The organism is Nonomuraea pusilla, from assembly GCF_900109355.1.
In the GTDB taxonomy this organism is placed as follows: domain Bacteria; phylum Actinomycetota; class Actinomycetes; order Streptosporangiales; family Streptosporangiaceae; genus Nonomuraea; species Nonomuraea pusilla.
Map to the genome: position 1 here is coordinate 514112 of NZ_FOBF01000002.1, position 12360 is coordinate 526471.

Annotated in this window: 11 protein-coding genes and 1 pseudogene; 6 read left to right on the forward strand and 6 right to left on the reverse strand. The window is 71.6% G+C overall.

Annotated features, from left to right (window positions below; translation table 11 throughout):
* Positions 1 to 2: 2 nt before the first annotated feature.
* From BMX74_RS05295 to aguA, 5 genes are read right to left on the reverse strand one after another with little or no spacing between them, the layout of a single operon-like run.
* Complete coding sequence (locus BMX74_RS05295; protein ID WP_091098678.1) at positions 3 to 953, reverse strand: ABC transporter permease; 951 nt, start codon at positions 951 to 953, stop codon at positions 3 to 5.
* Position 954: 1 nt separating this feature from the next.
* Positions 955 to 3108, reverse strand: coding sequence for a penicillin acylase family protein (locus BMX74_RS05300; RefSeq protein WP_091098680.1), 2154 nt, complete (start codon positions 3106 to 3108; stop codon positions 955 to 957).
* Positions 3105 to 3275: an alpha/beta fold hydrolase gene (locus BMX74_RS43845; RefSeq protein ID WP_176573287.1), complete on the reverse strand. Its 171-nt coding sequence runs from the start codon at positions 3273 to 3275 to the stop codon at positions 3105 to 3107. The genes BMX74_RS05300 and BMX74_RS43845 overlap by 4 nt, the downstream gene beginning before the upstream one ends.
* 3 nt (positions 3276 to 3278) lie before the next feature.
* Positions 3279 to 4892 carry an ABC transporter substrate-binding protein gene (locus BMX74_RS05305; RefSeq protein ID WP_091098683.1) on the reverse strand — a complete coding sequence of 538 codons (1614 nt, stop codon included), beginning with the start codon at positions 4890 to 4892 and terminating at the stop codon, positions 3279 to 3281.
* Positions 4892 to 6001, reverse strand: a complete 1110-nt coding sequence (aguA, locus tag BMX74_RS05310) for an agmatine deiminase (RefSeq protein ID WP_055501870.1) — start codon at positions 5999 to 6001, stop codon at positions 4892 to 4894. Before aguA ends, BMX74_RS05305 begins: the two co-directional genes overlap by 1 nt.
* 355 nt (positions 6002 to 6356) lie before the next feature.
* Here aguA and BMX74_RS05315 point away from each other — a divergent pair, with 355 nt between their 5' ends.
* A complete protein-coding gene (locus BMX74_RS05315; protein ID WP_177227233.1) occupies positions 6357 to 6941 on the forward strand; it encodes a helix-turn-helix domain-containing protein in 585 nt (194 codons plus the stop codon).
* Here BMX74_RS05315 and BMX74_RS05320 read toward each other — a convergent pair.
* Positions 6884 to 7927, reverse strand: a complete 1044-nt coding sequence (locus BMX74_RS05320; protein WP_091098687.1) for a tyrosine-type recombinase/integrase — start codon at positions 7925 to 7927, stop codon at positions 6884 to 6886. The two genes, BMX74_RS05315 and BMX74_RS05320, sit on opposite strands and share 58 nt — an antisense overlap.
* A 210-nt stretch (positions 7928 to 8137) precedes the next feature.
* Between BMX74_RS05320 and BMX74_RS05325 the strand changes: the two genes are divergently transcribed.
* The 5 genes and pseudogenes from BMX74_RS05325 to BMX74_RS46465 all read left to right on the forward strand — a co-directional run bounded on the left by BMX74_RS05325 (position 8138) and on the right by BMX74_RS46465 (position 12348).
* On the forward strand, positions 8138 to 8605 hold the full coding sequence (locus BMX74_RS05325; protein WP_091098690.1) for a GntR family transcriptional regulator: 468 nt from the start codon (positions 8138 to 8140) through the stop codon (positions 8603 to 8605).
* Positions 8602 to 9516 (forward strand): ABC transporter ATP-binding protein, encoded by a 915-nt coding sequence (locus BMX74_RS05330; RefSeq protein WP_091098691.1) that lies wholly within the window; start codon positions 8602 to 8604, stop codon positions 9514 to 9516. Before BMX74_RS05325 ends, BMX74_RS05330 begins: the two co-directional genes overlap by 4 nt.
* The gene (locus BMX74_RS05335) at positions 9510 to 10526 is read left to right on the forward strand and encodes a hypothetical protein (protein WP_091098693.1); all 1017 of its coding nucleotides are present in this window, start codon (positions 9510 to 9512) and stop codon (positions 10524 to 10526) included. The genes BMX74_RS05330 and BMX74_RS05335 overlap by 7 nt, the downstream gene beginning before the upstream one ends.
* A 90-nt stretch (positions 10527 to 10616) precedes the next feature.
* Positions 10617 to 11795: an alpha/beta hydrolase family protein gene (locus BMX74_RS05340; protein WP_091098694.1), complete on the forward strand. Its 1179-nt coding sequence runs from the start codon at positions 10617 to 10619 to the stop codon at positions 11793 to 11795.
* A gap of 98 nt (positions 11796 to 11893) precedes the next feature.
* A pseudogene (locus BMX74_RS46465) lies at positions 11894 to 12348 on the forward strand (MmyB family transcriptional regulator).
* The last annotated feature ends 12 nt before the right edge of the window (positions 12349 to 12360 follow it).

Genomic DNA, 12360 nt, shown 5'->3' on the forward strand with positions numbered 1-12360 from the left:
TCTCAGCTCTCCCCGATCAGCGAGCGCGGGTCCAGCCGTGCCAGCAGCATGTCGACGACGAAGTTGACCAGCAGCACGATCGTGCCGAGCAGCAGCGCGATCGCCTGAACCAGCGGGTAGTTCTTCTGCGGGATCGCCTCGACGATCGCCGTGCCCAGCCCCGGCCAGGAGAAGACGTTCTCGACGATCACCGTGCCCGCGACGAGGCCGGCGAGCAGCATGCCCCCGACGGTCAGCGTCGCGGTCAGCGTGTTGGGGAGCGCGTGGCGGACGTACAGCAGCCGCCGCGGCAGCCGTTTGCCGCGGGCGACGCGCATGTACTCCTGGTCGAGCACCTTCAGCGTCTCGACCCTCGTGATCCGGGCGAGAACCGCGATCGGCGCCGCGCTGACGGCCGCCAGCGGCAGCACGTACGCCGTCCAGCCGCTGGACCCCGTGATCGGCAGCCAGTCGAGCGTCACGGCGAACAGCGCGACGAGCGCGGTCGCCATCAGGTACTCCGGCACCGACAGGACGAATCCCGTCGCCAGCGAGAACGACTTCTCGGCGCCCGGCCGGCGCCCGCCGCGCGTCAGCACGGCGATCGCCGTCCCGAGCGGCACGGCGACCAGCAGCGTCAGGACGAAGGCGGCCAGCGCGAGCCGTAACGTCATCGGGAAACGGTCGGCGATCACCTCGGCGACGGGCCGGCCGCTGGTGAACGAGCGGCCGAAGTCGCCACTCAGAAGCCCCTCGACGTAGTACAGGAACTGCCGCGGCACCGGCTCGTCGAGGTGCAGCGCGGCGCGGCGCTCCTGCACGAGCGAGGCCGGCGCGGTCGGGCCGAGCGAGGCGCGCACCGGGTCGCCTGGAACGAGCTGGGTGATCAGGAACGTGACGGTCACCAGCACCGCGAGCGAGACGGCGAACCCGGCGGCACGGCGCAGCGCGAAGCGAAGCCAGGGATGCCGCATGTCAGCCCGCGTCCGGCGCCGCGGTCGGGGTCAGCTCGGCCTCGAGCGTCAGCGTCCCCGGCGGCGCGTCCGCGGGTGCGAGCGCGCGGAGCCTGCCGCCGGCGGACAGGTCCTGGCCGGCGGAGTGCCCGCCGCCGCGGCCCTCCCGCCGGCCGGGCTCGACCGCCGACCATGAGCGGACACCGTCGGGCCCGAGCCTCGTCAGCCGTAACGACGGGCCGCCGAAGTAGGCACGGGCGCGGCCGCTGCCTGGATCGACGTCGGAGTACATCGCGACGCGCAGCGGCGCGACCAGCGGCAGGTCCTCCCCGGCGACGGGCCGGTGCGCGAGGAAGGCGGCGCCGCCGCCGGCCGCCGCACCGAAGCGCAGCACCTCTCCGAGCGCGGTGCCCAACCCGTGCGGCGTGCCGCGCATCCGCTCGGCCGCCGCGGCGAGCGCGCGGCGCAGCAGCCCCTCCTGCGCCGGTGTGAGCGCCCTGCCGGCGAGGACGGTGGCGGTCAGCTCCGCTCCCTCCCCCGGCTCGGCCGGCAGGTCGCACACCTGCTCACGCCACAGCAGCCACCCCAGCGCACCCGGCGAGGTCGCGTGAGCGCGGCCGTCGAACGCCAGCAGCAGCCGCGCGAAGGGGCGGTCGGCCGCGTCGGGCGGGGTCACGCGCAGCGCCTGCGAGAGTGCCCGCTGCCATGCGGCCGTCTCCGGCCACAGGTCGTCGAGCGCGATCGCGACGGCGTCGTCGAGGTCCGCCCCGAACGTGCTCGCCAGCAGCTCGACGGCGCGGTCACCACGGGTGTTGGAACGGCCGGGGCGGTCGTTGACGAGCACAGGAGGATAGGCGGTGAGGTCGATCGCGGGGTAGGGGTGCGGGCCCGTCAGGGTGTCGGGGGCGGTGTTGCAGTTCTGCAGGAAGCCGGTCTTCGAGCCGCGGTGCTGGACCAGCTCGTCGAGCTCGTACCAGCCCTGCCAGACGCCGGCGGCGTCGTCGGCGTCGAGCGGCACGTTCCTGTCGGGCTGCGCGGGCCTTCGCGGCGCGTGGCCGGCGCGCACGTACCAGGCGTCGCCGTGGACGTCGGCGGCGACGACGTTCTGGGGCAGGAACACGCACGGCTCGAACGCCGCCTTCAGCTCGTCGATGTCACGCGCCCGGTACATCGCCAGAAGCTGCTCGTCGAGTCGCCAGAGATCCTCGGCGTAGGCGGTGCTGACGGCATAGGCGCAGCCGTCCGCGCGGGCGATCACCGGCGTGCGGGCGCCGTTCAGCTCGACCGTCTCGACGACGACCTCAAGCGGCTCGGCCCGTCCTGCCACCGCGATCCACTCGCTGCGCCGGTCGATCTGGCGCAGCTCGCCGTCGCACCGCCACGCCAGCTCGTCGTGGGGCTCGACGCGGATGCGGTAGGCGTCCGAGACGGCCGGCCCTCCGGTCGTCAGCCCCCACGCGCAGTGCGCGCCGTGGCCGATGAGCGGCAGCAGGGTGCCGGCCGCGACGACCCCCGTGATCGACAGCTCGCCGGCGCGTGCGACGACCTCGTGGCCGGCGAACCCTCCGCGCGGCATGGCCGCCGCGATCCACGCCGGCGGGGGCACGAACTCCCCGAACAGCCCGCCGAGCGGCAGGTGCGGGTCGCTCAGCAGGTAGGTCGCGCCGTCGGCGGTCCGCTGCGGAAGCAGCGCCCAGGCGTTGGAGCCGCGCTCCACCGCGGGGGCGGACCCGATCCCGGCCGCGGCGAGGACGGCGCGGCCGTCCGCGGTCGCCCAGTGCTGCACGAGCGCCCGCATCGCGGCGATCGGCAGCGCCGGCTCCAACGGCGGCGCCCACGCCGGAACCTCTCCGGGGTGATCCCGCAGATAGCGGTCGATGCCGGCGACGAAGGCGGCGTAACGCGCCCGCATGGCCGGTGCGGCCCGCGCGTAGTCGGCACGCGCCTGCGCGAGGTAGCCCCAGCGAAGCGCCTCGGTGTCACGCTCCAGCGCCGCCTCGCCGAGCACGCTCGACAGCTCCCCGCGCACCAGCTTGTACTGGCCGAGCAGCTCGTGCAGCAGATCGGAGGCCTGTGCGTAACCGAGACCGAAGAAGATGTCACGCTCCTCCCTCGCGGTGACGTACGCGACGCCCCATTCGTCGCGCTCGATGCGGACTGCGCCCTGGGAATTCATGCGATCTCCTCGAGAATGTCGGCAGCCGCCTCGACGATCGCGCCGGGCGCGTCGAGGTGGACCATGTGTGAGGCGTCGTCCACGACGACGAGCCGGCCGCGCGGCGCGGCCGACGCCAGTCGGGCGTGCGGCGCGACGGCCCAGGCGGTGGCGGGAGAGCGCGTCACGGCTCAGCCCTGACGCATGCGGATGCTCGTCGGGATGATGTCGAACGCCGTCGTCGTGAACGTCGCGGTCTTCGCCGCCCACCAGCGCTCGTACAGTGCGACCATCGGGACGACGTCGGCCGCCTCGAACAGCGCGGCCTCGGCCGCGTTCCAGTTCTCGCACGCCGCCCGTTCGTCGGCCGTCGCGGCCGCTCTGCCGGCGAGCGCCAGGTACTCCGGATTGTCGATCGCGCCATAGTTGATCCCCTGCGGCGGCACCGGGCCACTCGCCAGCGAGACGAACTGGGAGGGCACCGCGACGCTGATGCCGAGCAGCGGGACGACATCCCAGTTGCCGCTCGCGAGCGCCTGTATCGTGACCTGGGCATTTCCGCCGACGATTCCGACGTCGGCGCCGAGCTCACGCCACGCCCTCACGACCAGCTCGGTCGCCGAGACGAACGCCGGGCCTGAGTCGGAGTTGCTGATCACGCTGAGCCGCAGTCGTGTCCCGTCCTTCTCGCGTACGCCGTCGGGCCCCTTGGCCCAGCCGGCCTTGTCGAGCAGGGCCGCCGCGGCGGCGGTGTCGAAGGCCGGGATCGCGGCGTTGACGCCCGGCACCGGGCAGGGCGTCGAGGCCTCGGGCACGACGCTCTGGCCGACGCGCCCGTCCGGCCCGGAGACGATCTTCGCCAGCTGCTCGCGGTCGACCGCCATCGTCAGCGCGCGCCGGACGGCCGGGTCGGCCGCCGGCCGCCCCTTCGCCTGGTTGAACAGCATCTGCGTCAGGCCCGATGCGTGCTTCTGCTCGGCGAGCCCGCGCTGCTCCAGCCGCTTGGCGTCGGCGGTGTTGACGCGCGCGCCGGACAGCTCACCGGCGAGCAGCAGGTTGGCGACCGTGGTCGGGTTCGGCACCACTTCGATCACGACCGTCTCCGGCTGGCCGGGCTCGTCGTTGGTGGCACCGTCGGGACCCCACCTGTAGCCCTCGCGGCGGGTCAGGGTGTAGTGGTCGCCGGGGACCGCTTCCTTCAGCACGTAGGGGCCGGTTCCGCTCGTGCCCCGTGCGAGGAGGCCGCGGTCGCGCAGGCCCTCGCCGCAGACGATCGGAAGCGCCTGGATCGTATAGGAGAGGAAGCTGACGGGTGCTTTGAAGTGGACCGTCACCGTCGCGCGGGCGTCGTCCGCGACGACGGTGTAGTCGCCGGTCGACATCGCTATCGGCAGCCGCGGCGACTGCGTCTTCGGATCCTTCAGGGCGTTCAGGTTCTGCGCGACCGTCGTCGCGGTGACAGGGCTCCCGTCGGAGCAGGTGACGTCTCTGCGTAAGGTGAACGTCGCGACCGTCGGTGTGATCTTCCAGCTGGTGGCGAGGTTGGACACGACTTCGCCGTCGGGGGAGCTGTCGAGCAGGCTGTCGTAGGCGAACGTGAAGATCCGATACGCGTTGTCGGTGACCGTTCTGGCCGGATCGAGATCACCGGGATCGCCCGCGACCGCGTAACGGAACGTGCCGCCCGGGGCGACGGGGCCGGCTCCTCTCCCCCTGCCGGCGTCGTCCGAGCCGGAGCCGCCGCAGCCCGCGGCGGCGAAGGTCACGGCGCAGGCCAGCAGGAGGACGGGCACGCGAGCACGCATCAGTTCCCCCACGGGCGAGGCGCGGGAACCTGCTGGGTGATGCAGTGCACGTTGCCGCCGCCCAGCAGCACCTCGCGCGCGGGGACGCCGATCACCTCGCGTCCGGGGAACAGGTCGCCGAGCTGGGCGACCACCTGCTCATCGCGGCGAGGGTCGAGCAGCGGCACGACGACGCCGCGGTTGGCGACATAGAAGTTCACGTAGGAGCCGGGCATCCGCAGCCCGAGCCGCCAGGGCTCGCCTTCGCCGCGCCGGTCGATCCCGCGCGCCTCTTCCTCGCTGTAATGCAACGGGCCGGGCAGCGGGACCTTGTGCACTTCGAGCGGGCGGCCGCGCGCGTCGGTCGCGCGTTCCAGCCGCTCGAGCGCGTCGCGGCTGACCGCGTGCTGCGGGTCCTGCTCGTCGTCGGTCCAGGTGAGACAGACGACGCCGGGCCGTACGAAACAGGCGAGGTTGTCGATGTGGCCGTCGGTCTCGTCCGCATGGACCCCGGCGCCGAGCCAGATCACGCGCTCGATCCCGAGGTAGTCCGACAGCAGCCGCTCAAGCTGCTCGCGGGAGCGTCCGGGGTTGCGGTTGGGGTTGAGCAGGCACTGTTCGGTCGTCAGGCAGGTGCCCTCCCCGTCGACGTGGATCGACCCGCCCTCAAGCACGAACGGCGCGCGGTAGCGATCGCCGCGCTCGATCTCCAGCACCTTGCCGGCGACCTGATCGTCGGCGTCCCACGGGAAGTAGAGGCCGCCCTCCAGGCCACCCCAGGCGTTGAAGACCCAGTCGACGCCGCGACGGCCGCCTTCGTCGTCGAGGACGAAGGTGGGGCCGGTGTCGCGGATCCAGGCGTCGTCGAAGCTGAGCTCGACGACGCGAATCGCCGCCGAGAGCGACGCGCGCGCGTGGCGGAACTGCGCCGCCGAGACCCCGACGGTAACCGGATCGCCGGCGTCGGCGACCGCGTGGGCGACCGCGGCGAAGGCCGCCTGCGCGGGTTTGGCTCCCGCCCGCCAGTTGTCGGGCCGCTCGGGCCACAGCATCCAGCAGCCCTCGTGGGGCTCCCACTCGGCCGGCATGCGGAAGCCGTCGTCCGCCGGGGTTCCCGTCAGCGTACGCATCGCGCCCCTCTTCTCACCACACACGCTCCCTTTCGCCGCGTGACCGATATATCGGTCAGTCGCCGCAGCATACATGCGGCGGATGGCGGCAGGAAGATGGAAGATTCGTGATTGTGCGCAATATAGTGAGCATCATGGTGATGGCTGACGCCGCTCTCGCACCGCGTTCCGGGCGTCTCCGGGACCCGCCCGCGGCCTCGGCCGCCCGGCGCCCGCCGACGCGTACGGCGCGATGCGTGACCTCTGGCGTCGGCGGATGCCTCGACATGCAGGCCCCGCCCCGCTTCGACACCGTCCTGCGGTGTGCCCTGGCCGGGGGCGCCAAGGGCGCGCGACGGGCCGTACCCTGACCATCATGATGGCAGGCCCCACCGCGACCTCCGGCGACGGCACGATCCGCACGATCGGCGACCGACTGCGGCGGCTGCGCGAGCAGCGCGGCTGGTCGGTCCGCGACGCCGCCCGCCGCAGCCAGCTGTCCGCCTCCTTCATCGGGCTCGTCGAACGGGGCGAGTCGGAGATCGCGGTCACCCGTCTCATGAGGCTCGCCGACGTCTACGCCGTGACCGTCGGTGACCTGCTCGGTGACCTGCAGGAGCTGCGCAGCCGACACTGCGTCCCACTCTCCGAGGCGCGTGTGGTCGACGACGACGACGGGCGCGTCACCATCTCCTACCTGCCCGTCCCGATGAGGGGGCTGCAGCCGTTCCGCCTGCTGCTGCGGCCCGGGGGAACGATGCGAGGGCTCTCGCACGCCACCGAGGAGTTCCACCACTGCGTCGAGGGGGCCGCGATGGTGACGATCGACGGTGTGCAACACGCCGTCGCCGTGGGCGACACAGTCCATGTGCCGTCCCAGAAGGCGCACGAGTGGCACAACCCTCACGACGTCCCCTGCCTGATCGTCGGCGGCGTCGGACGCGACGGCACAGGACTGTGACCCGGCGATCGGCCCTGGGCCTGGGCGAGGCGTAGGGCCCGGCCCCAATGGGTTCGGCGGCGGGATGCCAGGACCTCGGTGACCTTGGCGATGGCCTCAGCGCCGGGTTTGACGTAGCGCATGGCGGTGCGGGGGTTCTGGTGCCGGGTCTTGCCCATGATGAGCTGCAGCGGGACTTCGGCCTCGCCGAGGTGGGTGGTGGCGGAGTGGCGCAGCTGGTGCAGATCGAGCCCGGCGTACTTGTCCAGCAGGACGCGGGCGCGGTCGTAGCCGAGGCGGGCGCGGCCGGTGTGCGGGCAGATGTCGGCGGCGGCCGGACGGCGGGCGGGGACCGGTCGGCGTGCGGACAGGAACAGCGGGCCGTGCGTGCGGGTGCTGCCGTCCGGGAGCCGGAGGAGCCGAGGCAGCAGGTGGGCGGTGCCGCTGTCCCAGTACACCCACTCGATGGCGCCGCCTTTGGAACGGACGGGGGCGCGGCGGTGCTCCAGGTCGAGGTCTTCGACGTTCAGCGCCAGAATCTCCGCGGCTCTGGCCGCCGTTTCATAGAGGATCCGCCACAGGGTCTTCTCGCGCAGCGGGATGTCGCGGCGGGACAGCAGCCGGTGGATGGTGGTCTTGGCGACCGCGCGGGTCTCATCGGCGCTCTCCTTGCGGCGTTCGGCGTCGGCCGGCACCGAGGGGGCGGCCCAGTGCTTCTTGGTCTGGCACCAGGTGAGCCAGGAGGTGATGGCGGCGCGGTTGCGGTTCCAGGTGGCCGGCGCGCTCGCTCCCCAGAGTTCGGTGAGCGCGGTGCCGATCTCGATGTCGGTGACGTCGGCGAGTGGCCGGTCGCGGCCGAGCAGCGCGGCGACGCGGTCGATGGCCGAGACGTAGGCGCGGTGCGTGTTGGGGTTGGCGTTGCACGGGGTGGCGAGGAAGGCGTCGGCGGCTGCGGGGAGGCTGACGCCTTGCCGGCGAAGGGTGGTGATCTTAGACGCGGCGCTCATGCCTGCCGCCGCGCGATGTCTTCGGTGATGTACCGGATAACGTGCCGGAGTCGGGCACCGTCCCGGCGAGGGGTTGTCCTGGTCGTGGCGCCGTCATGATCGCTCATGTACGGGATAAGAGGTCACCGTCGCGTACATGAGAGTAGCGACTCATGGGGCGCCAGTGTTTGAAGTTGACGATGGCGATCAAATCCGTTTAACTCAATAACTATGGATGTAGATAAAGATGGTTCGCCGTCGCCGATCGAGTTCCGACTCGATCCCGGCTCGGGGGTGCCGACCTATCTCCAGCTGGTCCATCAGGTGGAGCAGGCGCTGCGGCTGGGGTATCTGCGGCAGGGTGATCAGCTGCCGAGGGTCAAGGACATCGTCGCCGGGCTGGCCATCAACCCGAACACGGTGCTGAAGGCCTACCGAGAGCTGGAGCACCGTGGCTTGGTGGTCGGGCGGCGCGGCGTCGGCACCTTCGTCGAGGGCACGCTGGGCAAGGTGGGGTTGCGCGAGCAGGCCGTTCTGCAGAAGAGCATGCTGGCCTGGATGCGTACGGCGAGCACAGCCGGGCTGGATGAGGACGGCATGGCCGCGCTGTTCACCGCCGCGTTGCACGACCTGCGCCAGAGCCGTGAGGGCCGGGTGGACGAGGAAGACGGCGGCAGCCGGGCTGGGGTGGTCGCGTGAGCGCGGGCATCGCGATCGAGACGTCCGGGCTTGGCAAGCGTTATGGGCGGACCTGGGCGTTGCGGGACTGTTCGCTGGCGATCCCCGCCGGGCATGTGGTCGGGCTGGTCGGCCCGAACGGCGCGGGCAAGACCACGTTGCTGAGTCTCGCCGTCGGCCTGGCCACGCCCACGGCCGGCGACGTGCGGGTGCTGGGTGACCTGCCGGCGGGATCGCCGGCCGCGCTGGACGGGGTCGCCTTCATGGCCCAGGACGCCGCCCTCTACCGCAACCTGTCCGTCGCCGACATGCTTCGGGTGGGGCGCAACCTGAACCGGCAGTGGGACACCGCACGCGCTCAGGGCCGGCTGGCGGAGCTGGGCATCCCACTGAACAAGAAGGTCGGCGCACTGTCGGGCGGCCAGCGCTCTCAGGTCGCGCTCACGCTCGCTCTCGCCAAACGTCCGAAGCTGCTGATCCTGGACGAGCCGCTGGCCGCCCTCGATCCGGTGGCCCGGCACGACTTCATGGCGGCCCTGATGGCGGCGGTGGCCGAGGAAGACGTCTCTGTGGTGTTTTCCTCCCATGTCGTCGCCGAGTTGGAGCGGGTCTGCGACTACCTCGTCGTCGTCCAGGGCGGGCAGGTGCAGGTCGCCGGCGAGGTCGAGGACCTGGCGGCCGGGCATCACGTTCTGACCGGCCCAGCCGAGCAGGCCGACACCGTTGCCCAGCGCTTCCCGGTGGTCCGGGACCGGCGCACTTCCGCGCAGGCGCACCTGCTGATCCGCACCTCCAACCCCTCCGCCGCGCCGCCGGGCTGGCAACGGCACCCGATCGGCCTGGAGGAATTGGTACTGGCCTACATGCGCGAGCCCTCGGCCTCGGCGCTGCCCGGCCCGGCACGAGCTCGCAGTGAAGCGGTGGCATGCTGATGACGACCTATTCACCGCGCAGCGCCCATGGCGGCTCACTGCCCCGGCTCGGCCTCGCCTGGATCACCTGGCGCCAGCACCGGTTCGCCTTCTACGGCCTGCTGGGGATGCTGGCCGGCTTCGCCATGCTGATGGTGGTCGAGGGCCTGCGGGCCCGTTCGACCTACGACCAGCTCGGGCTCGCGCGGTGCGCCTCCTTCACCAGCGGCACCTGCAAGCAGCTCGCCCAGGAGCTGTTCAGCGCCTATCCGCCGAGCTGGCCGTTGATGTTCCTGCTGCTGCTCCCCGGGGCGTTCGGCGCCTTTATCGGGGGGCCGCTGATCGCGCGTGAGCTGGAGATGGGCACCTACCGGTTCGCCTGGACTCAGGGGGCCGGGCGTACCCGCTGGCTGGTGACCAAGCTGGTGCTGATCGCCGCCGTGCTGGTCGTGGTAACGGCCGCCTACGGCGTCCTGTACACCTGGTACAACGCTCCTCTGGACCACGTCATATCCAGGGCCTTCGGTAACTACCTCGGCTTCGAGTTCCAGGGCATCGCCTTCCCGGTCCAGACGCTGTTGGCCTTCACGGCCGCGGTGTTCGCGGGCCTGCTGATCCGCCGCACCATGATCACGGTCGGCACGGTCTTCCTCGCCTCGTTCGGCCTCGTCGCGGCGACCGTCTTCAAACTTCGCCAGCACTACATGACACCCTTCACCACCGCCGGCAGCATCGGCCCACGTGACTGGGCGGTCGACACGGCATACGTGGACCCCGCCGGTCACCTGCTCAGCCACGCCCAGAGCCAAAGCCTGCACTCGAAATGGGCGCTGCTCTCGTCGTCCGGCGACGGGCTTCCCGCAGTCACCTTCGGCAACTGGCTCCGGGCCCAGCACTACACCGTCGTCACGAGTTACCATCCCGCCGGCCGGTTCTGGCCGTTCCAGTTCATCGAGGCCGGCTGGATGGGCCTGCTCATCCTGCTGCTGGGCATCGCCACCATCTGGCTGCTGCGCCGCCGGATCGGCTGACTCTCCCGCACTCGTTCAGTGGCACCGGCTCGCCCGGTGCCGCCGATGACGCACGCCCTCATCCTTCCGCGAACAGTTCAAGGAAACCCGATGAACACTGATATGACCCGGCCGCTCGGCCGGGTAGCCGCTGTCCTGCTGGGCTTCACCGCCGCGACGGCCTGCGCCGCCTCACCGGCCCAGATAGTGGCGGCGGCACGCGCCACTCCCTTCACGGTCTCGTACGCCTCCGGGACCGCGGCGCTGCCTCGCCCGACCGGCTCGCACGCGGTGGGCCGCGCCACGATGCGCCTGGTCGACGCCCGCCGTCCAGATCCCTGGGAACCGTCGGCGGGCCCACGGCAGCTGATGGCGTCGATGTACTACCCCGCCCGGCCCGGGACTGGCGGACCGGCCCCGTACATGACCACCGAGGAGGCCCGGCTGTTCCTACAGGCGAAGGCTCCGGGCGCCGCCATCCCGCCCGAGAAGCTCAGCGGAATCCGCACCTGGGCGCATACCGACGCACGCCCGGCACTTGGCAGGTTTCCGCTGGTGGTGCTCTCACCTGGCCTCGGGTTCCCGCGGGCCACACTCACCGGCCTCACCGAGGACCTGGCCAGTCACGGGTACGTCGTCGCCCTGGTCGACCACACCTACGAGACCTCCGGCACGACCTTCCCCGACGGACGCACCCTCGCCTGCGCCATCTGCGACAAGCCCCCCAAGGGCGGCCCTGCGGCCATCGCCAAGAGCCGGGCCAAGGACATCTCCTTCGTGATCGACCAACTGACCGCTCACCGTCCGGCCTGGCAGTACGCCCGCATGATCGACCCCAAGCGCATCGGCATGGCCGGGCACTCCATCGGCGGAAACGCCGCTGCCACGACCATGGCCACCGACCACCGGGTACGGGCCGGGGTGAACATGGACGGCACCTTCTACGCGCCGGTCCCCGCCACCGGCCTGGACCACCACCCCTTCCTGATGCTCGGCGCCCAGCACGAGAGCCCAGGCATGGACCCCACCTGGGAACATGCATGGAAGAACCTGAACGGCTGGAAACGCTGGCTGACCGTCGCCGACTCCGACCACAGCACGTTCACCGACATGCCCGTCCTCTCCGCATGGGCGGGTAAGCCCGGCCCTGGGCTCTCCCCGCAGCGCGCGGAACAGATCACCCGCACCTACGTCGGTGCCTTCTTCGACCTGAACCTCAAAGGCAGTCCCCAGCCGGTGCTGACCGGACCGTCGCCGGCCAACCCGGAGGTCACCTTCCAGAACCCCTGATCCCACCGACGACCTCACGAAGGACCAGCGAGGCCAGGACTTCACCACAAAGTGATGACCCTCGGAAGGGCCGGCCGCAGTCGGCCTTTCCGAGGGTCATCGAGAGCGGGGCTCGAGCCGAATCCCCGCCACGGCCCAGGAACGCCACGCCAACGGCCCGCCGGAGATCAGGTAGCCCCATCGGCATGCTGCGCGCCGCCGTCGCGGACGACCCCGACCACCCGCGCGCCACCCCGCTCGTCGGCGAACTGGGCAGCCACAGCGCCGACTTCCGGCGCATGTGGGCACGGCACGACGTTCGCGTGGCGGTCTCCGGGACCAAACTGTTCCAGCCCCCGAGGTCGGCGGGATCACCCTCGGCTGGGAGACCCATCCCCTGCCCGGCGACCCGGGCCCTGTCCTCCAGGTCTACACCGCCGAGCCAGGCAGCGTGGACGCCGAACGCCTTCAGCTCCTCGCGTCCCCGTGCCGGACCCCGGCCGACGCACGAGGGAGGAGCAGGAGGGCACTGATCGCCGGCGTCACGGCCGCGGTGGCGCCGTCGATGCCGTAGGCCGCCGGCTCG